This is a genomic window from Bradyrhizobium sp. (genome assembly GCF_035309285.1).
In the GTDB taxonomy this organism is placed as follows: Bacteria; Pseudomonadota; Alphaproteobacteria; order Rhizobiales; family Xanthobacteraceae; genus Bradyrhizobium.
The window spans coordinates 29938-51006 of the sequence record NZ_DATGFH010000110.1 but is presented as its reverse complement, the minus strand read 5'-3'; the positions used below and the strand labels follow the sequence as shown (position 1 = coordinate 51006).

Annotated in this window: 17 protein-coding genes; 10 read left to right on the top strand and 7 right to left on the bottom strand. The window is 63.8% G+C overall.

The window, feature by feature from the left end:
- Window positions 1–27 precede the first annotated feature (27 nt).
- The 3 genes from VKR55_RS22035 (at window position 28) to VKR55_RS22025 (ending at window position 4449) form a co-directional block, all read left to right on the top strand.
- Window positions 28–2370: a xanthine dehydrogenase family protein molybdopterin-binding subunit gene (locus VKR55_RS22035; RefSeq protein ID WP_324406606.1), complete on the top strand. Its 2343-nt coding sequence runs from the start codon at window positions 28–30 to the stop codon at window positions 2368–2370.
- A gap of 15 nt (window positions 2371–2385) precedes the next feature.
- The gene (locus VKR55_RS22030) at window positions 2386–3186 is read left to right on the top strand and encodes an FAD binding domain-containing protein (protein WP_324406604.1); all 801 of its coding nucleotides are present in this window, start codon (window positions 2386–2388) and stop codon (window positions 3184–3186) included.
- Window positions 3187–3336: 150 nt separating this feature from the next.
- A complete protein-coding gene (locus VKR55_RS22025) occupies window positions 3337–4449 on the top strand; it encodes a CaiB/BaiF CoA transferase family protein (protein ID WP_324406603.1) in 1113 nt (370 codons plus the stop codon).
- A 102-nt stretch (window positions 4450–4551) separates the two neighbouring features.
- Here VKR55_RS22025 and hppD read toward each other — a convergent pair whose 3' ends face one another.
- Window positions 4552–5670, bottom strand: a complete 1119-nt coding sequence (gene hppD, locus VKR55_RS22020) for a 4-hydroxyphenylpyruvate dioxygenase (RefSeq protein ID WP_324406602.1) — start codon at window positions 5668–5670, stop codon at window positions 4552–4554.
- 121 nt (window positions 5671–5791) lie between these two features.
- Between hppD and VKR55_RS22015 the strand changes: the two genes are divergently transcribed.
- Together VKR55_RS22015 and VKR55_RS22010 are read left to right on the top strand one after the other, a co-directional pair.
- Window positions 5792–6259: an Lrp/AsnC family transcriptional regulator gene (locus VKR55_RS22015; protein ID WP_324406600.1), complete on the top strand. Its 468-nt coding sequence runs from the start codon at window positions 5792–5794 to the stop codon at window positions 6257–6259.
- Window positions 6260–6472: 213 nt separating this feature from the next.
- Window positions 6473–6784 carry a DUF1272 domain-containing protein gene (locus tag VKR55_RS22010; RefSeq protein WP_324406598.1) on the top strand — a complete coding sequence of 104 codons (312 nt, stop codon included), beginning with the start codon at window positions 6473–6475 and terminating at the stop codon, window positions 6782–6784.
- Window positions 6785–6942: 158 nt separating this feature from the next.
- Here VKR55_RS22010 and fahA read toward each other — a convergent pair whose 3' ends face one another.
- The 5 genes from fahA to VKR55_RS21985 form a co-directional block, all read right to left on the bottom strand.
- On the bottom strand, window positions 6943–8211 hold the full coding sequence (gene fahA, locus VKR55_RS22005) for a fumarylacetoacetase (RefSeq protein ID WP_324406597.1): 1269 nt from the start codon (window positions 8209–8211) through the stop codon (window positions 6943–6945).
- Between the two features lie 139 nt (window positions 8212–8350).
- Window positions 8351–9697, bottom strand: a complete 1347-nt coding sequence (gene hmgA / locus VKR55_RS22000) for a homogentisate 1,2-dioxygenase (protein ID WP_324406595.1) — start codon at window positions 9695–9697, stop codon at window positions 8351–8353.
- 2 nt (window positions 9698–9699) lie between these two features.
- Window positions 9700–10656, bottom strand: a complete 957-nt coding sequence (locus tag VKR55_RS21995; RefSeq protein ID WP_324406594.1) for an MBL fold metallo-hydrolase — start codon at window positions 10654–10656, stop codon at window positions 9700–9702.
- A gap of 18 nt (window positions 10657–10674) precedes the next feature.
- Complete coding sequence (locus VKR55_RS21990; protein WP_324406593.1) at window positions 10675–10902, bottom strand: DUF2783 domain-containing protein; 228 nt, start codon at window positions 10900–10902, stop codon at window positions 10675–10677.
- 14 nt (window positions 10903–10916) lie between these two features.
- Window positions 10917–12533: an FAD-dependent oxidoreductase gene (locus tag VKR55_RS21985; RefSeq protein WP_324406591.1), complete on the bottom strand. Its 1617-nt coding sequence runs from the start codon at window positions 12531–12533 to the stop codon at window positions 10917–10919.
- A gap of 103 nt (window positions 12534–12636) precedes the next feature.
- Here VKR55_RS21985 and VKR55_RS21980 point away from each other — a divergent pair, with 103 nt between their 5' ends.
- On the top strand, window positions 12637–13167 hold the full coding sequence (locus VKR55_RS21980; RefSeq protein WP_324406589.1) for a MarR family winged helix-turn-helix transcriptional regulator: 531 nt from the start codon (window positions 12637–12639) through the stop codon (window positions 13165–13167).
- A gap of 112 nt (window positions 13168–13279) precedes the next feature.
- Here the strand turns inward: VKR55_RS21980 and VKR55_RS21975 are convergent, their stop codons facing one another.
- Window positions 13280–14083, bottom strand: a complete 804-nt coding sequence (locus VKR55_RS21975; RefSeq protein ID WP_324406587.1) for an N-acyl homoserine lactonase family protein — start codon at window positions 14081–14083, stop codon at window positions 13280–13282.
- 421 nt (window positions 14084–14504) lie between these two features.
- Here VKR55_RS21975 and VKR55_RS21970 point away from each other — a divergent pair, with 421 nt between their 5' ends.
- The 4 genes from VKR55_RS21970 (at window position 14505) to VKR55_RS21955 (ending at window position 21062) form a co-directional block, all read left to right on the top strand.
- Window positions 14505–15995 (top strand): caspase family protein, encoded by a 1491-nt coding sequence (locus tag VKR55_RS21970; RefSeq protein ID WP_324406585.1) that lies wholly within the window; start codon window positions 14505–14507, stop codon window positions 15993–15995.
- Between the two features lie 156 nt (window positions 15996–16151).
- Entirely contained in the window at window positions 16152–16808 is a 657-nt protein-coding gene (locus VKR55_RS21965; protein ID WP_414642411.1) for an OmpA family protein, read from the top strand.
- Between the two features lie 175 nt (window positions 16809–16983).
- On the top strand, window positions 16984–17904 hold the full coding sequence (locus tag VKR55_RS21960; RefSeq protein ID WP_324406582.1) for an efflux RND transporter periplasmic adaptor subunit: 921 nt from the start codon (window positions 16984–16986) through the stop codon (window positions 17902–17904).
- Window positions 17904–21062 carry an efflux RND transporter permease subunit gene (locus tag VKR55_RS21955; protein WP_324406580.1) on the top strand — a complete coding sequence of 1053 codons (3159 nt, stop codon included), beginning with the start codon at window positions 17904–17906 and terminating at the stop codon, window positions 21060–21062. Before VKR55_RS21960 ends, VKR55_RS21955 begins: the two co-directional genes overlap by 1 nt.
- Window positions 21063–21069 lie beyond the last annotated feature (7 nt).

Sequence of the window (21069 nt, the reverse complement as noted above, 5' to 3'; positions counted from 1 at the left end):
AGCGAAACTCCGGTAGGGAGAAGAGACATGGGTGTTGAAGGCATCGGCGCCAGCGTGGTGCGCAAGGAAGACAAGCGTTTTATTACCGGCAAGGGCCGTTACGTCGACGATATCAAGCTGGTGGGCATGAGCTTTGCCCAATTCATCCGCAGCCCGCACGCACACGCCAAGATCAAGAGCATCGATTCGTCCGCGGCCGCGAAAATGCCCGGCGTGATCGCCGTCCTGACCGGGCAACAGCTTGTCGACGACAAGGTCGGCAACCTCATCTGCGGCTGGGCCATCACCTCCAAGGACGGCTCGCCGATGAAGATGGGCGCATATCCCGCGATGGCGCCGGAGACCGTGCGCTATGTCGGGCAGGCGGTCGCGGTCGTGATCGCCGAGACCAAGAATCAGGCGCGAGACGCGGCGGAAGCCGTGGTGGTCAATTATGAAGAGCTGCCGGCCGTGCCCGACATCAAGGCCGCGATCAAGTCCGGCGCGCCGCAGCTTCATCCCGAGGCGCCCGGCAATGTGGTCTATGACTGGCATCTCGGCGACGAGGCGGCGGTCAAGGGCGCCTTTGCCAAGGCGGCCAATGTGGTGACGCTGGAGCTCACCAACAACCGCCTGGTGCCGAATGCGATGGAGCCGCGCTCGGCGATCGCCGACTACGACACCGCAGAAGAGCATTTCACGCTCTACACCACCTCGCAGAACCCGCATGTTGCGCGCCTGGTGCTGTCGGCGTTCTACAACATCGCGCCCGAACACAAGCTTCGCGTGATCGCGCCCGACGTCGGCGGCGGCTTCGGCTCGAAGATCTACATCTACCCCGAAGAGATGGTGTGCCTGTGGGCGTCAAAGAAAGTCGGCCGGCCGATCAAATGGACCGGCGACCGCTCCGAATCCTTCCTGACCGACGCGCATGGCCGCGACCACGTCACCAAGGCGGAGATGGCCTTCGACAAGGACAACAAGATCCTGGGGCTCAAGGTCAAGACCCATGCCAATTTCGGCGCCTATATGTCGCTGTTCTCGTCCGCGGTGCCGACCTATCTCTACGCGACGCTGCTCTCGGGCCAATACGTCATCCCGGCGATCTACGCCGAGGTGATGGGCGTCTACACCAACACCACGCCGGTCGACGCCTATCGCGGCGCGGGCCGGCCTGAGGCGAGCTATCTGGTCGAGCGGATGATGGAGACCGCAGCGCGGCAGCTCAAGGTCGATCCGGCCGAGCTGCGGGCGAAGAATTTCATCACCCAGTTCCCCTATCAGACGCCTGTGATCATGGCCTATGATACCGGCGACTTCCATGCGTCGCTGGAAGCGGCAAAGAAGGCGATCGACTATGCCGGCTTCGCCGCGCGCAAGGCCAAAGCAAAGTCCGAGGGTAAGCTCCGCGGCATCGGCGTCTCCTGCTACATCGAGGCCTGCGGCATCGCGCCGTCGAAAGCCGTCGGCAGCCTCGGCGCCGGCGTCGGCCTGTGGGAATCCGCCGAGATCCGCGTCAACCCGGTCGGCACCATCGAGGTCCTCACCGGCACCCACAGCCATGGCCAGGGCCACGAGACGGCGTTTGCACAATTGATCGCTGAGCGCCTGGGCGTTTCGATCAACCAGGTGCAGATCGTCCATGGCGACACCGACAAGGTGCAGTTCGGCATGGGCACCTACGGTTCGCGCTCGATCGCGGTCGGCGGCACCGCCATCGTGAAAGCGATGGAGAAGGTCGAGTCCAAGGCGAAGAAGATCGCGGCGCATCTGCTCGAAGCGTCCGAGGGCGACATTGTCATCGAGAACGGCGAGTTCAAGGTCACCGGCACCGACAAATCGCTGGCGCTGCCGATGGTGGCGCTTGCGGCCTACACCGCACACAACCTGCCGGAAGGCATGGAGCCCGGCCTGAAGGAGACCGCGTTCTATGACCCGACCAACTTCACCTTCCCGGCGGGCGCCTATATCTGCGAGCTCGAGGTCGATCCGGGCACCGGCAAGACCAGCTTCGTCAACTTCGTCGCAGCTGACGATTTCGGCCGGCTCATCAACCCGATGATCGTCGAAGGCCAGGTCCATGGCGGGCTCGCGCAGGGCATCGGCCAGGCGCTGCTCGAAGGCGTGGTCTATGACGGCTCGGGCCAGCTCGTGACCGCGTCGTTCATGGACTACACCATGCCGCGCGCCGACGATCTGCCGTCGTTCAAGCTGTCGCACACCACGACGCTGTGTCCGGGCAATCCGCTCGGCGTCAAGGGCTGCGGCGAGGCCGGCGCGATTGGCGCTTCTGCCGCCGTGATCAACGCGATCACGGATGCCATCGGCAACAACAAGCTCGAAATGCCGGCGACGCCCGACCGCGTGTGGCACGCGATCCACGCAGCCTGAGAGGAGGAGCACATCATGTACGAGACCATTTATCATCGCGCCTCCTCGATCGACGACGCCGCGGCGTTGTTCGCCAAGGGCAAGGAAGCCAAATACCTCGCCGGCGGGCAGACCCTGATCCCGGTCATGAAGCAGCGGCTTTCGTCGCCCTCCGACGTGATCGACCTCGGCAAGATCAAGGACATGGTCGGCGTCGAGGTGTCCGGCGATGCCGTGACGATCAAGGCCGCGACCACCCATTATGACGTCGCGACGAATGCGAATGTGCAGAGGGCGATTCCCGCGCTGGCGCATCTCGCGTCCACCATCGGCGATCCCGCCGTGCGCCATCGCGGCACCATCGGCGGCTCGCTCGCCAACAACGATCCGGCAGCCGACTATCCGAGCGCGGTGCTGGCGCTCGGCGCGACGGTGAAGACCAACAAGCGCTCGATTGCGGCCGATGAATTCTTCAAAGGGCTGTTCTCGACCGCGTTGCAGGACGGCGAGATCATCACTGCCGTCTCGTTCCCGGTTCCAGCCAAGGCGGGTTACGCCAAATTCCCGCACCCGGCCTCGCGCTTTGCGCTGACCGGTGTGTTCGTCGCCAGAACCAGGTCCGGCGATGTGCGCGCTGCAGCAACTGGCGCTTCGCAAAGCGGTGTGATGCGGATTGGTGCGATCGAAGCCGCCTTGAAATCGAACTGGTCGGCGGGCGCGCTCGATGGCGTCAAGATTTCAGCCGACGGCCTGTTGAGCGATATCCACGGTTCCGCGGATTATCGCGCCAATCTGATCAAGGTGATGGCGCAACGGGCGGTGACTGCTGCAGGCTGATTGCGCCGCGATAGCGTCTAGACACAACAACCAAGCGGCGCGCAGCGATGCGCGCCGATTTGTTTTTGCGCGGACGTCGCGCTAAAGGCGCTTGCCACCTTCGCCGCGAGGCGAGACAATTTGGCCGGAAACGCTCCAGGACATCACGACATGCTCGACAAGCCCGCTCCGCAATCGCAACTTCGCGCCACAGGCCCCTTGGCTGGCTTCCGCATTGTCGAGTTCGCCGGCATCGGCCCGGGTCCCTTCGCCTGCATGATGCTGGCGGACATGGGCGCCGAGGTCGTGACTCTCGATCGCGTCGGCGCCAAGAAGAGCCTGAAGTCGGTCGCCGGCCGCGGCCGCAAGATCGTCGAACTGGATTTGAAGGACAAGGCCGCGATCGCGCAGGTGCTCGACCTGCTCGCCGGTGCCGATGCGTTGATCGAAGGCTTCCGGCCCGGCGTGATGGAGCGGCTCGGGCTCGGCCCCGATGTCGTGCGCGCGCGCAATCCGAAGCTGGTCTACGGCCGCATGACCGGCTGGGGCCAGGAAGGCCCGCTCGCCAATGCCGCCGGCCACGACATCAACTACATCTCGATTACCGGCGCGCTGGCCTCGATCGGGCCGAAGGAACGGCCGGTGCCGCCGCTCAACCTGGTCGGCGATTTCGGCGGCGGGGCGCTTTATATCGTGGTCGGCGTGCTCGCCGCGCTGCTCGAAGCGTCGAAATCCGGCAAGGGCCAGGTGGTCGATGCCGCGATGTGTGACGGCGCGGCGTCGCTGATGTCGATGTTCTTCGACATGACCGCGATCGGCCGCTGGGTCGAGGGCCGCGAGAACAATTTCATCGACGGCGGCGCGCATTTCTACGGCGTCTACGAATGCTCCTGCGGCAATTTTGTCTCGGTCGGATCGATCGAGCCGCAATTCTACGCGCTGCTGCGCCAGCACGCGGGGCTCTCGGAGGAATGCTTCGACGCGCAGATGGATCGCAAGGCCTGGCCGCAGTTGCGGGAGAAGCTCGTAAAGATATTCAAGAGCAAGACGCGCGAGGACTGGTGCAAAATCATGGAAGGCACAGATATCTGCTTCGCGCCGATCCTCACCATGGCGGAAGCGCCGAAGCATCCGCACATGGCCGCGCGAAACGTCTTTGTCGAGCGCCATGGCGTGACCCAGCCCGCCCCCGCCCCGCGCTTCTCCCGCACGCCGTCGGCGATCCGCGAGCCGGAGGTGGCGGAGATCGGCGCGCTGGTGAGTGCGTGGAAGGCTGGACGATAAGTCTCCACCGTCATTGTGAGGAGCGTAAGCGACGAAGCAATCCATATCTCCACGTGTGGCGCGATGGATTGCTTCGCTTCGCTCGCAATGACGGAGGAGAGACTACGCCGCGTGCTCCACCTTGAGCACGCCGCGGCGGATCTGGTCTTCCTCGATCGATTCGAACAGCGCCTTGAAGTTGCCCTCGCCGAATCCGTCATCGCCCTTGCGCTGGATGAACTCGAAGAAGATCGGCCCGATCGCGTTCGCCGAGAAGATCTGCAACAGCACCTTGGTCTGGCCACCGTTCACCACGCCTTCGCCGTCGATCAGGATGCCGTCCCTTTTGAGTCGCGCGACGTCCTCGCCGTGCTTGGGCAGCCTTGTGTCGATCTTCTCGAAATAGGTATCGGGCGGCGACGGCATGAACGGCAGACCGGCCTCGCGCAGGCGCTCCACTGTCGAATAGATGTCGCGGCAGCCGCAGGCGATGTGCTGGATGCCCTCGCCGCGATAGACTTTGAGATACTCCTCGATCTGGCCGGAATCGCCGGCGTCCTCGTTGATCGGAATCCGGATTTTTCCGTCCGGGCTCGTCAGCGCCCGCGAGAACAGGCCCGACGCGCGACCCTCGATGTCGAAGAAGCGGATCTGGCGGAAGTTGAAGAGCTTTTCGTAGAAACCCGCCCAGACATCCATGCGACCGCGGTGGACGTTGTGGGTGAGATGGTCGAGATAGAACAGTCCGGCGCCGAGAGGCTGCGGATCGCGCGCACCGAGCCACTCGAACTCGGTATCATAGGTCGAGCCCTTCGCGCCATAACGGTCGACGAGATAGAGCAGGCTGCCGCCGATGCCCTTGATGGCGGGAACATCGAGCGTCTTCTCGGCCTGCGAAACATCCGCGGGCTCTGCACCCAGCGCGATCGCGCGCTGATAGGCGGCCATCGCATCGACCACGCGGAACGCCATCGACGGCGCGCACGGGCCGTGCGCGGCGACGAAGTCGAAGCCGTGGGTAGTGGGCTCCTCGTTGACGAGATAGTTGATATCGCCCTGGCGGTAGACCGTGATCGCCTTGGTCTTGTGGCGCGCAACCGGCGCAAAGCCCATCAGCTTGAACAGCGAATGCAACTTCGGGGGTTCGGGGTGTGCATATTCGACGAACTCGAAACCGTCGGTGCCCATTGGATTGTCGGCGCTGATGGTGGCTGGCGGCGCGTCGTGCGGAAATGGACCCATGGCGGACTCTCCCTCAATTGTTGGAGTGATTTTCCGCCGAATCCCGCACAAAGTGCATGCAAACGAGGTCACGTTTCGCTAAGATCATGCACGTTTTGTGCACGATCCGGATATTTGACGCATGATCGACGTGGACGCCTTCGACCTCAAAATTCTGACCGCGCTGCAGGATGACGGCCGGCTCACCAACCAGGAGCTCGCCGATCGCATCGGGCTATCAGCCTCGCAATGCTCAAGGCGACGGATGCGGCTGGAGGAGGAGAAGGTGATTTCCGGCTATCACGCCGATCTCTCCGCCGAGGCGTTGGGCTTCAACCTGATCGCCTTCATCCACATCACGCTGGCGACGCATTCGCCCGACAACGCGAAGAAGTTTCGCGCGCTCGTCAACCGCGTCGACGAGATCCAGGAGGCCTATTCGCTGACCGGCGACGCAGACTATGTGCTGAAAGCCGTGCTGCGCAATCTCAAGAGCCTGTCCGATATCGTCAACAACGTGCTGATGCCGCATCCGAGCGTCGCCCATGTCCGCTCTTCGATCGTGCTGGACCGGCTGAAGGAGAGCGCGAAGTTGCCGCTGCGCTCTTGAGAGGATCGCTCAAGTCGCATCATTTTCGTCACGGCCGGGCTTATCCCGGCCATCCACGACTTTCTTTCAGATCGCCCCGAAAGACGAGGATGCCCGGCACGACGCCGGGCATGACGAACGTAGATATCCGTTATGACGCAAATCGAGGGAAATTCGCCGTTCGCATTTCACAAGCGATTTGCAAACATCGACGATCGCACCGGGACGAGAATCATGGCGCTGCAACTGCGACCGAACTGCGAATATTGCGACAAGGACTTGCCGCCAAGTGCCCTTGACGCGCGCATCTGCTCCTATGAATGCACCTTCTGCGCGGATTGTGCCGAGAACAAACTGAACAACGTCTGCCCGAATTGCGGCGGCGGCTTTGTCCCACGGCCGATCCGGCCCGCGAAGGAATGGCGGCCGGGCGCCTGCGTCCTGAAGCAGCCGCCGTCGGACAAACGCGTGCACCTGAAATATCCGCTCGATGATATCGCTGCGCATGTGGCGCGGCTGAAGGATATCGCGCCGCAAGAGCGGTAACGGAGTTGTCGTCGTCATTCCGGGGCGATGCGAAGCGTCGAACCCGGAATCTCGAGATTGTAGGGTGGGCAAAGCGGAGCGTGCCCACCAGTTTGGCGGATGGAAAGGTGGTGGGCACGGCGCATTCGCGCCTTTCCCCACCCTACAAGCCTGACGCGTCACTCCGCCGGCAGGATCGTGCCTTCTACCTCGCCGAAGCCGACGCGGTAGCCATCGCCCTGGCACCAGCCGCGCATGACGAGAGAATCGCCGTCCTCCAGGAAGGAGCGCTTGATGCCGCCGTCGAGCGCGACCGGTTCCGTGCCGTTCCAGCTTATTTCGAGGAGACTGCCGCGCTGGTGCTTCTCCGGACCCGAGATGGTGCCGCTGCCCAGGAGATCGCCGACGTTCATCGCGCAGCCGCTCGAGGCGTGGTGCACCAGTTGCTGCACCGACGACCAGTACATGTATTTGAAATTGGTGCGGCAGATGCTTTGCGCCGCGTTCATGGACGGCGCGCGCAAGGAGACGTCCAGCTCCATGTCGTAATTATTCGGCTGCGCCTGGCGCAGATAGGGCAGCGGCTGCGGATCCTGCTGAGGCCCATGCAGGCGGAACGGCTCCAGCGCCTCGCGCGTCACGATCCACGGGCTGATCGAGGTCGCAAACGCCTTGGCCTGGAACGGGCCGAGCGGCACATATTCCCATTGCTGGATGTCGCGCGCGCTCCAGTCGTTCAGGATCACGAAGCCGAAAATCATCTCTTCGGCCTGTTGCTCGGTCAGCATCTCGCCCATCGTCGAGGCCTGGCCGACCACGACGCCCATCTCGAGCTCGAAATCGAGCCGCTTGCAGGCGCCAAAACTCGGCGCATCGGCATTGGGCGGCTTCAACTGCCCACGCGGCCGCTTCACCTTTGTACCCGACACCACGACAGTCGAAGCGCGGCCGTTATAGCCGATCGGCATGTGCAGCCAGTTCGGCTGCAGCGCATTGTCCTTGCCGCGGAACATCACGCCGACATTGGTGGCGTGCTCCCTGGAGGAATAGAAGTCGGTGTAGCCGGAGACCGCTAGCGGCAGGTGCAGCCTCGCCTCGCGCATCGGCGCTAGCGCCCGCTTGCGCAGTTCCTCATTGTCGCGCAGCTCCGGGTGATCGTGGCGCAACAGCTCGCTGATCCGCGCGCGGGTCTTTGACCAGGCCTTTGGCCCGAGTGCCATGAACGGATTGAGCGAACTTTGTGAGAACACGCCGATCTCGCCGAAGGCGAAGCGCCCGTCCTGTTCGAGCTCCCAGAGATCAAGCACGTAGTCGCCGATGGCAACGCCGACGCGCGGCGCAAGCCCGCGCGCGGAGAACACGCCGTAAGGCAGATTCTGGATCGGGAAGTCGGATGTGGGATCGACGGAAATGAAGGAGCGGAGTTTTGGGTCGTTGGGGTGGGGCACTATGATTTCCTCATCGCGAAAACCTTATCGATCGTCATTCCGGGATGCGCGCGGAGCGCGCAGGCCCGGAATCCATAACCACAGCTCGGGGTTATGGATTCCGGGTTCGCCGCTCCGCGGCGCCCCGGAATGACAGAAATCACGGCCGGTTCGGATCGAACCGTTTCTCAAGTCCCTTCCAGCAATCGGCATAGTCGTCCTGCAAGGTCGCCGAGGTCGCCGCGTATCGGGTGACTCGCTGGGGAAAGCGGGTCTCGAACATGAAGGCCATGGTGCCCGTAAGCTTCACAGGCTTCAGCTCGCCGTTCGACGCGTGATCGAAGGCCTGGCGATCCGGGCCGTGCGGCAGCATGCAATTGTGCAGGCTCATGCCGCCCGGCACAAAGCCCTCGGGCTTCGCATCATAGACGCCGTAAATCAGCCCCATGAACTCACTCATGATATTCATGTGATACCAGGGCGGGCGGAAGGTGTTTTCCGCGACCGCCCAACGCTCCGGGAAGATCACGAAATCGATATTCGCGGTCCCTGCCGTCTCCGACGGCGAAGTCAGCACGGTGAAGATCGAAGGATCCGGATGATCGAAGGAGATCGCGCCGACCGGCGAGAAATGGCGGAGGTCGTATTTGTATGGCGCGTAGTTGCCGTGCCAGGCGATCACGTCGATTGGCGAATGCGGTAGTTCCGCTACGAACAGCGAGCCGCCCCATTTTACGTAGAGCTCGGTCGGCGTGTCTTTCTCTTCATAGGCCGCCACCGGCGTCAGGAAGTCGCGCGCATTGGCAAGGCAATTGGCGCCGATCGGACCGCGCTCCGGCATCGTGAAGGCGCCGCCATAGTTCTCGCAAAGATAGCCGCGCGCCGGGCCCGCGGGGATTTCCACGCGAAACTTCACCCCGCGCGGGATCACCGCGATCTCGCCGGGCTCGATATCGATACGGCCGAACTCGGTGACGAAGCGCAGATTACCCTGCTGCGCCACGAACATCATCTCGCCGTCGGCATTGTAGAAATGCTGGTCGACCATCGATTTGGTGATCAGGAAGACATGCGCGGCCATGCCTGCCTGCGTGTTCACGTCGCCGGCGGTCGTCATGGTGCGCACGCCCTCAAGGAAGGTGATCTCTTCCTTGGGCATCGGCGTCGGATCCCAGCGGAGTTGCGCGATCGGAAGATCATATTCGTGACACGGCGCCGAGCGCCACAGCCCGGGATCGACCTTCTTGAAGCGCCCCGAATGCTTCACCGAAGGACGGATGCGATAGAGCCAGGAGCGCTCATTGGTGCCGCGCGGCGCGGTGAAAGGCGAGCCCGACAATTGCTCGGCATAGAGCCCGTAGGCTGCGCGCTGCGGCGAGTTGCGGCCGATCGGCAGCACGCCGGGCAGCGACTCCGTCTCAAAGCTGTTGCCGAAGCCGGACATGTAGCCCGGCGTCACTTGCGCGGAGCTTCTGATGATTTGATCAGGCGAGGTGTTGATGTTCATGACTATCCTCCTCCTTGCAGGGCGGCCCACATCTCGCGGTCGCGCTTGTCGGTCCAGATCACGGGATCGTCGATACCCGACGCTTCCTCATAGGCGCGCGAGACGTTGAACGGCAGGCAGTGCTCGTATATCGCAAAGCTTGCGAACTTCGGGTCCATCACATCGCGCGTCGCGGCCATCGATTCCTTGAGGCTGCGGCCGTGTGCGACGGAGCTTTCCGCGGCGTTGTACAGCGTGGTGACGAAGTCGCGCGTCATCGCGATGGCGTCGCGCACCGTGCCAAGCCCTTTCAGGGCGTCGCCGCGGCCCGGCGCGACGGCCTTCGGATTGAAGGCGCGGATCTCGTTCAGCGTCATCGGCCATTCCCGCAAATGCGCGTCGCCGCAATAGCAGGCCGAGTGATATTCGATGAGGTCTCCGGAAAACATCACCTCGGCATCCGGCACCCAGGCGACGATGTCACCTGAGGTATGTCCGGCGCCGAGCTGCATCAAGCGCACCTCGCGCTTTCCGAGATAGATCGACATCTCGCCTTCGAAGGTCAGCGTCGGCCAGGTCAGGCCGGGAATGCTCTGGGCATCCTGGAACAAGCGGGGAAAGCGGCCATACTCGCTATCCCAGTCCTGCTGGCCGCGCTCGGCGACGAGGCGCCGCGTCTCTTCCGAGGCGATGATGGCCTCTGCGCGATAGGCCGAAGCGCCGAGCACGCGTACCGCGTGGTAGTGCGACAGCACGACATATTTGATCGGCTTGTCGGTCACGGTCTTCACCCGCTCGATCACCTTGTTCGCCATCGCGGGCGTCGCCTGCGCGTCGAACACGAGGCAGCCGTCCTCCCCCACGATCACGGCCGTGTTCGGATCGCCCTCCGCGGTGAAGGCATAGAGATCAGTGCCGATCTCGGAGAAAGTCACTTTCTTCTCCGCAAGATCGGTGGTGGACGCAAAACCCTTCGCCATCAATTCATTCCCTGACGTCTATTGTTGTTGCTGTTGTTGCTGCTGGCTTGCATCGAGCACGCGGCGCTTGGCGAGCGCAATCGCCTCCTGCAGCACTTCGATGTCGCCGATATGGTTGGCGAGGATCAGAACCATCGCTGCGTCGAGCCCGGCGCTCTGCTCGTCGCTTAAGCCCCGATGCGCCTCGACGACGGCGCGAAAGGCGTCGTCCGGCTTTGCGAAGTTCGAGCTGGTCGAGAGCGGCATGGCCAGCGCCCCTGTCATGAGAAGCCAGCGGCCCGCGCCAGCGCCGCTTCCAGCAACGCGGGCGTCGGGCGCTTGAAGCGCGCGGCGACATAGCCATCCGGCCGCAGCAGATAGCTCGTGCCCGGTTCAGCGTCGTAGCGCGAAACGGCAAGCCCCTGCGGATCGAGATAGCCGTATTCGCCGCCGATCCGGATCGCGCTCACGGCCTCCGGTTCCTCGTCCGGCGCAAACCCAAGCAGGGTGAAATTCTTTCCGACGCTGATGAATGCATCGGTCAGAAATCGGGCCTGTCCATCTCGGAAGGCAAGCGGCGCATCCAGCATGGACGCGCCAGGCCGCGGACCGCCGCGCCATTGATCGTGGTCCGCCGTCGACAGCGGCGAATCGTAGACCGACGGCACCGACAGCCTGCCGCCATTGACCATGCGCTTGCCGAACTCGGTTTCGCTGGCGAGCGACAGCACGGCCTGGCGCAGCCGCGCTTCCTGCCGCGTGCTCGGCGCCATGAAATCGGTCGAGCGCGTGGACTCGCGGATATTCTCGTCGGCCGCCGCGCTGCGCTCGATGTGATAGCTCTCCAAAAGGCTCGCCGGCGATTGTTTCCCCAGCACGCGGTTGAGCTTCCAGGAGAGATTCTCGGCGTCTTCGAGTCCCGAATTGGCGCCGCGCGCGCCGAACGGCGAGACCTGGTGCGCGGCATCGCCGGCAAAGATCACGCGACCATGGATGAAGCGGTCCATGCGGCGGCACTGGAACTTGTAAAGCGAAATCCATTCGAATTCGAACTTGTCGTGACCAAGCATGCGCGCGATTCGCGGCCGCACATTCTCGGGCCTCTTCTCGACCTCGGGATCGGCATCGCGGCTGAGCTGCAGATCGATGCGCCAGACGTCGTCGGGCTGCTTGTGCAACAGCGCCGAGCGCCCGGCATGGAATGGCGGATCGAACCAGAACCAGCGTTCGGTCGGAAACTCCGCCGTCATCTTCACGTCGGCGATCAGGAACTGATCCTCGAACATCTGGCCGGAAAATTCGGCGCCCACCATCTGCCGCAGCGAGGAGCGCGCGCCGTCGCAGGCAATGACGTAGCCGGCGTGAATTTGATATGGCCCGTCCGGTGTTGCGATCGTCAGCGCCACGGCGTCATTGCGTTGCTCCAGCGCCGTCACCTTGTTGCGCCAGCGCAGGTCGATCGCAGGAAGCTCCTCGACGCGGTCGACGAGATAGGCCTCGGCATAGAATTGCTGCAGGTTGATGAAGGCGGGGCGCTTGTGGCCAGGCTCCGGCAGCAGGTTGAACTGGTAAAGCTGCGAGGCGCCGTGAAAGATCTTGCCGACGCTCCACACCACGCCCTTGTCGACCATGCGTTGGCCTATGCCAAGGCGATCCCAGTACTCCAGCGAACGCTTGGAGAAGCAGATCGCGCGCGAGCCCTCGCCGATCCGGTCTGCATCATCGAGCAGCACCACGCGCTGGCCGCGCTGGGCCAGATCAATGGCCAGCGACAGCCCCACCGGACCCGCGCCGACCACGGCAACCGGATATTCGGCCAAATCCGCCCCGGCCCGATCCTGGTCGGGATGGCGGCGATAGCCGAACTGGGTCTTGGCTTGAGCTTTGGCCTGGGCCATGCGTTCTCTACTAGCCAGCTTGGGGGCGCTCTGCTAAATTAGTCGCAGATGCAACTATCTTAGCCGTGCGCGCCCCTGCACGCAACCCGCATTGGAGAGAAATTTGGCGACAGCGCTAAACCCCTCGGCCCGCGAGGAAACCTCCACCCGCAGGAAAGCCTCGCGGCTCGATTTGTTCCGCTTTGTGCCGTTCCGCCTGAACCGGCTTTCCGCCGAGGTAAGCAACGCGCTGTCGGACGAATACCAGGTGCGCTACGGGCTCGACATCCCGGAATGGCGGGTGCTGGCGACGCTCGGCTTCCGCAGTGACGCCTGCAGCGCGCAATACATTTCCGACTGCACGCGCACGCACAAATCGACCATCAGCCGCGCGGTGACTGCGCTGATGGAGCGGCAGATCGTCGAACGCGTCGAGAACGCGGAAGACCGCCGCGAATTCCGCCTGCGGCTGACGCGCAAGGGCCGCGCGCTCTATGAGGAATTGATCCCGCGCCTGTTGCGCAGGGAGCAGGAGATCCTCTCCTGCCTCACCGCGCAGGAGCGCAAGGACTTTGCCGCCCTCCTCGGCAAGATCGAGAAGAGCCTTGCGCTGGTGCAGACCAGCGAGGAGGCCGACGCGAAGGAGGCGTATTAGTTGAACTCGTCATTCCGGGGCGCCGCGACAGCGGCGAACCCGGAATCTCTCGCTCAGCAACTTCTGGATTCCGGGCTCTCGCTTCGCGAGCCCCGGAATGACGGCTGCGCCGTCACTTCACAAACGAACGCGACGGCGCCTTGTGCAGGGCAAAGGCGTCGACCTTGTCGCTGGCGCGCGGATAGATTTCGCAGACGATCGGATCATGGCCGGGAATGAAGCGATCGGGATGACCGGCGAGGCGCTCGACGGTCTCCCATCCCGTCACCATATCGCCGACGTTGTAGACGATCGGAAACGGACTGCGCCGATGCAAATTGGCGTAATAGTGCGATGCGTCCGAGGCCAGCACCACCGGGCCGCGCTCGGTCTCGACCCGCACCACCTGCAAGCCGTCGGAATGGCCGCCGACGCGATGCACGGTGATGCTGGGCGCGACCTCGCCGTCGCCGGAATGGAAGGTGACGCGCTCGCCGTAGACATGGCGCACCATCTGCGTGACATGCTCCACCGTGAACGGATGCCGCAGCAAGCCGTTGCACATGCAGCGTCCGGTAGCGTAGGCCATCTCTTTGTCCTGCAGATGGAAACGCGCATTGGGGAAGCGGTCGAGATTGCCCGCGTGGTCGTAGTGCATGTGGGTGACGATGATATCCTTGATGTCCTCGGCCCTCACTCCGAATCCGTTAAGCGCATCGACCGGATTGAGCATGAGCTTGCGGCCGCGCAGCTTGGCTTCCTCCGCATTGAAGCCGGTATCGACGACGATGTCGCGGCCGCCGCTGCGAATCAACCAGACGAAATAATCCAGGTCCTGCGCCGAGGTCTCGTGCGGATCGGGCGAGAGAAAATTCATCTGCGGCGTGCGCTGCATCGTCGCATATCGAATGGCATAAATTTCGCAGGCGTTTCCCATCGCTCCCTCGTTGTTGTTCTTGTCGCGGTTGTCGGATCGTCGGACCGCGACACCAAGCCATCGCTGCCGACAAAGGTCAAACCGCGCGAGCGCAGGTTTGACCTCCGTTTCCATTCGCGGTGGCGCGGTGATCTGTCACCGGAATGACGCAGAGACTCCGTAATGTGAGCCCAATCACATTAGAGCGCCGACGATTGTGGGAACCTGGCGCGACCGTCGGGACGTGCGCCGGGAGATCAATCTCGATGCGCAGGTTTTCCTTCATGATGGGGACAGGAAGCCGTGGGCGATTTGTCGCGATAACCGCGATTTTGCAAGCAGTTGACGCGTCGTGGCCGTGGTTTGATAATGCGGAAGGCGTAGAGTAATGTCGTTGAGGCGCGAGGGGGCTCGGCGCCCTTTTCCTTGGACCGCCGTGATTATGAAGATTCTCCTTGCTTTGCTTCTGACTGCTCTGCTCTCGGTCGCCTGGACCGCTCCATCGTCCGCCGCAGGCGACCGCTACGCGCTTGTGATCGGTAACGCCAAATACCCGGATGCCGATACCCCGCTCAAGGAACCCATCAATGACGCGCGCGACGTCGCCGACGAGCTCAAGCGCGATGGCTTCAACGTCGATATCGGGGAAAACCTGACCGGCGAGGCGATGCACCGCGCCTTCGACAAGCTGTATGGCAAGATCAAGCCCGGCTCAGTCGCCCTGATCTTCTTTTCCGGCTTCGGCATCCAGTCCAATCGCCAGAGCTACATGATCCCGGTCGACGCCCAGATCTGGACCGAGCAGGACGTCCGTCACGACGGCGTCAGCCTGGAAACGGTCCTGGGTGAGATCAACAGCCGCGGCGCAGGCGTCAAGATCGCCTTGGTCGATGCCTCCCGGCGCAACCCCTATGAACGGCGTTTCCGGACTTTCTCGGCCGGATTGGCGCCCGTGATCGCGCCGAACGGCACGCTGGTGATGTATTCAGCCGCACTGTCGTCGGTCGTCTCGGACAATGGCGGCGATCACAGCCTGTTTGTGCAAGAGCTGCTCAAGGAGATCCGCGTCCCCGACCTGATGGCCGAGGAGACGTTGAACCGGACCCGCGTCGGCGTCACCCGCGCCTCCCGCGGCGAGCAGGTGCCCTGGATTTCGTCTTCGCTGGCTGAGGACTTCTCGTTCATTCCGGGGGTCCCGGGCAGCCGCCCGCCGGCACTGGCTCCGCGCCCGGTCGCCACCGCCGCACCGCCCCCACTTCCGCCGTCGGTCGCAGCTACGCCGAAACCGATGGCATCGGCTCCGCCGCCGCCACCACCTCCGCCACCGCCACCTCCGGTGGCCCAGACCAAACCGCCGCCACCGCCCCCACCCCCGCCGCCTGCGCGGGTCGAGGCGCCGACGACTCCTACGCCCTCGCCGACCCAGGTCGCGCTGGCCGACGACCCGACCATCAAGAACCTTACGGCCAAGCTCGACGCCAATCCGGACGACGTCAGCGCGCTCTACCGCCGTGGGCAGGTCTATGCGAGCAAGGGCGCCTATAGCCTCGCGATCAAGGATTTCGACTCAACGCTGCGGATCAATCCGAAGGACGTCGAAGCCCTCAACAACCGCTGCTGGGCCCGCGCCGTGATCGGCAACCTCCAGGCCGCCCTGAAGGACTGCAATGAGGCGTTGCGACTGCGGCCGAATTTCGTCGACGCCCTCGACAGCCGCGGGCTGGTCAACCTCAAGAGCGGGGCGACCAAGAACGCCATTACCGACTTCGACGCTGCGCTGAAGATCAATCCGCGGCTGACCTCCTCCCTCTATGGTAGGGGGCTTGCCAAGCAGCGTAACGGCTCGATTTCCGAGGGCAATTTGGATATAGCCAATGCGAAGGCCATGGACCCCAACATCGTCCAGGAATTCGACAGTTACGGGGTGCGTTGAGAATTATTTAAGTTGGACCGCGCCCGCCGCTGAACCCCGCGGCAGGGCCCCGAGACAGAGTAGTTAAGTTGTTACGATCGCGACTCATTTTGCCGCGGTCGCCTGGCAGATTTGAGAACGGCGCGGGCAGCGCAGGAGGGACTGGCAATGACCAAGATGTCTGCAAAACGCAATTTCCTTGTGGCGATCCTTTCGATTGTAAGCATTGGCGCCGCCATTTCGTTCGGAATGACTGAGGCGCGCGCCGGCGACAACGTCACCGAGGATCAGATCGTGCGGGCGCTCACCCCGAAGCCGAAAGCGCCGCTGACCCGCGGCCTGTCGGTCGGCGACAGGGCCGAGCCGGCGGTGAACCCGGCGGAAGTCAAGTTGCTCGACAGCGTCCGTGGCCGCACCACCCGCTCACTTTCCAGCGCGGAGCGCGACGAGATCGCCGACGCCGCCAAGGACAAGCCGAATATCGATCTCACCATCAACTTCGACTACAACTCGGCCGAGATCAGCGCCAAATCGCTGCCTGACGTGCAGAAGCTCGGCCGTGCCCTGACCAGCGCGAGCCTGCAGGGCTCGACCTTCCTGCTCGCGGGACACACGGATGCCGCCGGCAGCGACGCCTACAACCAGGACCTGTCCGATCGGCGCGCCGATTCGATCAAGCGCTACCTGATAGACAACTATCACATCGCCTCCGCCGATCTCGTCACCGTCGGATACGGCAAGACCAAGCTCAAGGATCCGGATCATCCACTGTCGGAAGTGAACCGCCGGGTGCAGGTGGTGAACATGGAGAACAAGACCACGGCGTCGAAGTAACGACCGACGCACCTGGCCTGGCAACGGAAGTGGCGCCGCGTAGCGTTTTGCAAGCGAAGATGCGTCCCGCAAGGCTTGCGGGACGCGCGGTCGTCTTGAGGCTCTGCTCTCCTGCCGGACCGCGGCAAGCTCGTTGCCGCGGCGCCCCCACCACCAGCGTTGGACTGATCCGGCGATGAATTACTCCCAATTTATCAAGCCCGGCATTGCACTGGCGGCCTTCCTCTTGCTCGCGGGCGGGGACTATTGGTGGGAGCACCGCCCCGAGCCCGCGGAAAAGAACACCGCGGGTGAAGCGCTCGTGGTGGTGACGAAATCCACCAAGGCCTGCTTCTCCGACCAGGTGCGGGTGACGGGCTTTATCGTGCCGCGCCGGGAGGCCGTGGTCGGCCCCGAGCAGGAAGGCTCGAAGGTCACCGATCTCTACGTCCGCGAAGGCGACATGGTGTCGGACAACCAGGAGCTGGTGCGGCTCACAGCGCCGCCGCAGCAGCCCGGGCAGCGCAACAGCAGCGGACCGGTCTCGCTCCGCGCGCCGGCACAGGGCCTTGTCACCGAGGTCAGGACCGCCGTCGGCGCCCCAGCCTCGCCGCAGGCGGGGCCGATGATCCGCATCGCCGTCAACAACGAGCTCGAGCTCGATGCCCAGGTGCCGAGCGTGAACCTGCCCAAGCTCAAACCGGGCGCGACCGTGCGGATCAGCCGCGACAATGCGCCGGATCTGATCGGTCGCGTCCGCCTCGTGTCGCCCCAGATCGACCGCTCCACCCAGCTCGGCCATGTCCGGATCACACTGACCAACAATCCTTCGCTGAAGGTCGGCATGTTCGCGCGCGCCAATATCGACGCCAGCCGGAGTTGTGCAGGCGTCGCCATTCCCAACACCGCCATTGACCATTTGACCGTTCAGGTGATCAAAGGAAATACGGTGGAGACGCGCAGGGTGCAGGTAGGGCTGACTTCCGACACCAACACGCAGATTCTCGAGGGCCTCGATGTCGGCGAAACCGTAGTGGCGGATGCCGGCTCCTCGCTGCATGACGGCGACCAGGTCAAGACCATGTTCGCCGACGAACTCGATCGACGGGTACGCTGATGGCAATCAATATCTCGGCATGGTCGATCCGAAACCCGCTTCCTTCCGTCGTCTTTTCGATCATCCTGCTGGTGCTGGGCTGGCTCAGCTTTACCAAGCTCGCGATCACGCACCTCCCCTCGGCGGACATCCCGGTGATCTCGGTCGCGGTCGCGCAATTCGGCGCCGCGCCCGCCGAGCTTGAGTCCCAGGTCACCAAGACCATCGAGGACGCCGTGTCCGGCGTCGAGGGCGTCCGGCACATCACCTCCCAGATCACCGACGGCATGTCGGTGACGACAATCCAGTTTGCGCTGGAGACCAACACCGACCGCGCGCTCAACGACGTCAAGGACGCCGTCACCCGCGTGCGCGCCAACCTGCCGCAGAACGTCAACGAGCCGTTGGTCCAGCGCGTCGACGTGATCGGCCTGCCGATCATGACCTATGCGGCGATCTCGCCAGGCAAGACACCGGAACAGCTCTCCTATTTCGTCGACGACGTGGTCAAGCGCGCGCTACAGGGCGTGCGCGGCGTCGCCGAAGTCGCGCGCATCGGCGGTGTCGAGCGCGAGATCCTGATCTCGCTCGATCCCGACCGGCTGGCGGCGGTGGGCCTGACGGCGGTCAATGTGAGCCAGCACCTGCGCGGGACCAACGAAGATCTCGCCGGCGGCCGCGCCGAGATCGGCAAGAACGACCAGGCGATCCGCACGCTTGCTGGCGCGCAGTCGCTGAACGATCTCGCCGGCACCATGATCCCGCTGTTCGGCGGAGGCGAGGTGCGGCTCGACGATCTCGGCACCGTCACCGACACCATCGCTGACCGCCGCACCTTCGCCCGCTACAACGGCGAACCGGTGGTCGCGCTCGGCATCAAGCGTTCCAACGGCGCCTCCGACGTCGTGGTCGCCGGCCTCGTGCAGAAGCGCATCGATGAGTTGAAGACGCAATACCCCGACGTCGACCTCAAGCTGATCGACACGTCGGTGAAATTCACCCAGGGCAACTACGACGCCGCGATCCAGACCCTGTTCGAGGGCGCCATCCTCGCCGTCGTCATCGTGCTTTTGTTCCTGAGCGACATTCGCGCCACCATCATTGCCGCGGTATCACTGCCGCTGTCGATCTTCCCGGCGTTCTGGGCGATGGACCTGCTCGGCTTCTCCCTGAACCTGATCTCCTTCCTCGCCATCACCTTGTCGACGGGTATCCTGGTCGACGACGCCATCGTGGAGATCGAGAACATCGTCCGCCACATGCGGATGGGCAAGACGCCCTATCAGGCCGCGCTCGATGCGGCCGACGAGATCGGACTTGCCGTGATCGCGATCTCGCTCACCATCATCGCGATCTTCGCGCCGGCGAGCTTCATGCCGGGCATCGCCGGGCAGTTCTTCAAGCAGTTCGGCATCACCGTGTCGGTGCAGGTGTTCTTCTCGCTCCTGGCTGCGCGCTTCGTGACGCCGATGCTGGCGGCCTATTTCATGAAGCACCACGATCACGATGACCCGCCGCCGGGACGCGTGCTCAACGGCTATCATCGCCTCGTCACCTGGTCGGTGAAGCACTATTACCTCACCGTGCTGATCGGGGTCGGCATCTTCGCCGCATCGATCTGGAGCATCACGCTGCTGCCGCAGAGCTTCCTGCCGGCGCAGGACTCCGCGCGCTCCTGGCTCGGCCTCGAGCTGCCGCCGGGCACGCAGCTCGCCTACACCGAGAAGGTGACCGAGAACATCGTCGCGCTGCTCCGCCGCCGGCCCGAGGTGAAGAGCGTCTTCGTCGATGGCGGCCGCGATCCGAAAGGCTCGGAGGAAGTGCGCCGCGCCACCATCATCATCAACTACACGCCGAAGACCCAGCGCAGCGTGACCCAGCGCGAGCTCGAGAACTCGATCAGTCAGGACCTCGACAACATACCCGACATCCGGTTCTGGTTCCTCGACGATCAGGGCAATCGCGCGATCTCGCTGATCGTCGCAGGCAACGACAGCAACATCGTCAACAACGTTGCCAGCGAGCTGGCGACGCAGATGAAGCGGATATCGCTCATTTCCAACGTCGTTTCCGAGACCGCGCTCGACCGGCCCGAGCTGCGCATCGAGCCGCGCGCCGACCTCGCCGCACGGCTTGGCGTGACAACGGAGACGCTGTCGCAGACGATCCGCGTCGCCACCATCGGCGACGTCGGGCCGGCGCTGGCCAAATTCGACGCCGGCGACCGCCAGGTGCCGATCCGCGTCCAGCTCGAGGATTCCGCGCGCGGCAATATCCGCACCCTCGAACAGTTGCGCGTGCCGCTCGGCGAGCACGGCGAGAAGGGCGGCGTGCCGCTGTCGGTGGTCGCCGACGTCAAGCTTGACCAGGGACCCACCAGCATCGACCGCTATGACCGCCAGCGTCAGGCGACCGTCGCAGCCGACCTCGCGGGTTTCTCGGCGCGGAGCGAAGCGACCAGGGAAATATACGCGCTGCCTGTCATGAAGAGCCTGCCCAAGGGGGTGACCGTCAGCGAAGGCGGTGACGCCGAAAGCCAGAAGGAGCTGACCGACGGCTTCGCCACCACGATGGGGACGGGCCTCTTGATGGTCTACGCCGTGCTGGTGCTGTTGTTCGGCACCTTCCTGCAGCCGCTCACCATCCTGTTCTCGCTGCCGCTGTCGATCGGCGGCGCGGTCGGGGCGCTGCTCTTGACCGGCAAGCAGCTCACCATTCCGGTGTGGATCGGCATCCTGATGCTGATGGGCATCGTCACCAAGAACGCCATCATGCTGGTGGAGTTCGCGATCGAAGCTATCCACGCCGGCAAGAAACGCGACGAAGCCATGATCGACGCCGGCATGAAACGCGCCCGCCCGATCGTGATGACCACCATCGCCATGATAGCCGGCATGATGCCGAGCGCGCTCGCCTTCGGCGCCGGCGGCGAGTTCCGCTCGCCGATGGCGCTCGCCGTCATCGGCGGCCTGCTGTTCTCGACCGTCCTGTCGCTGGTGTTCGTGCCGGCGATGTTCATGGTGATGGACGATCTCGGCTCGCTGATCTGGCGCTTCGGCAAGAGGCTCATCGTCTCCTCGGGCGATTCCGGCCATGGCGACCATGCGAAGCCGACCGCCCACGAGCCGCCGGCCCAGTCGCGACAAAAGCCGCCGCCGATCGCACCGGCCGCGGAATAGGCGCCCG

What these genes read in the sequence shown, in the direction of transcription:
- VKR55_RS22035 (WP_324406606.1), top strand. Translation starts at nt 28, where the DNA reads ATGGGTGTTGAAGGCATCGGCGCCAGCGTGGTGCGCAAGGAAGACAAG.
- VKR55_RS22030 (WP_324406604.1), top strand. Translation starts at nt 2,386, where the DNA reads ATGTACGAGACCATTTATCATCGCGCCTCCTCGATCGACGACGCCGCG.
- VKR55_RS22025 (WP_324406603.1), top strand. Translation starts at nt 3,337, where the DNA reads ATGCTCGACAAGCCCGCTCCGCAATCGCAACTTCGCGCCACAGGCCCC.
- hppD (WP_324406602.1), bottom strand. Translation starts at nt 5,670, where the DNA reads ATGGGTCCATTTCCGCACGACGCGCCGCCAGCCACCATCAGCGCCGAC.
- VKR55_RS22015 (WP_324406600.1), top strand. Translation starts at nt 5,792, where the DNA reads ATGATCGACGTGGACGCCTTCGACCTCAAAATTCTGACCGCGCTGCAG.
- VKR55_RS22010 (WP_324406598.1), top strand. Translation starts at nt 6,473, where the DNA reads ATGGCGCTGCAACTGCGACCGAACTGCGAATATTGCGACAAGGACTTG.
- hmgA (WP_324406595.1), bottom strand. Translation starts at nt 9,697, where the DNA reads ATGAACATCAACACCTCGCCTGATCAAATCATCAGAAGCTCCGCGCAA.
- VKR55_RS21995 (WP_324406594.1), bottom strand. Translation starts at nt 10,656, where the DNA reads ATGGCGAAGGGTTTTGCGTCCACCACCGATCTTGCGGAGAAGAAAGTG.
- VKR55_RS21990 (WP_324406593.1), bottom strand. Translation starts at nt 10,902, where the DNA reads ATGCCGCTCTCGACCAGCTCGAACTTCGCAAAGCCGGACGACGCCTTT.
- VKR55_RS21985 (WP_324406591.1), bottom strand. Translation starts at nt 12,533, where the DNA reads ATGGCCCAGGCCAAAGCTCAAGCCAAGACCCAGTTCGGCTATCGCCGC.
- VKR55_RS21975 (WP_324406587.1), bottom strand. Translation starts at nt 14,083, where the DNA reads ATGGGAAACGCCTGCGAAATTTATGCCATTCGATATGCGACGATGCAG.
- VKR55_RS21970 (WP_324406585.1), top strand. Translation starts at nt 14,505, where the DNA reads ATGAAGATTCTCCTTGCTTTGCTTCTGACTGCTCTGCTCTCGGTCGCC.
- VKR55_RS21965 (WP_414642411.1), top strand. Translation starts at nt 16,152, where the DNA reads ATGTCTGCAAAACGCAATTTCCTTGTGGCGATCCTTTCGATTGTAAGC.
- VKR55_RS21960 (WP_324406582.1), top strand. Translation starts at nt 16,984, where the DNA reads ATGAATTACTCCCAATTTATCAAGCCCGGCATTGCACTGGCGGCCTTC.
- VKR55_RS21955 (WP_324406580.1), top strand. Translation starts at nt 17,904, where the DNA reads ATGGCAATCAATATCTCGGCATGGTCGATCCGAAACCCGCTTCCTTCC.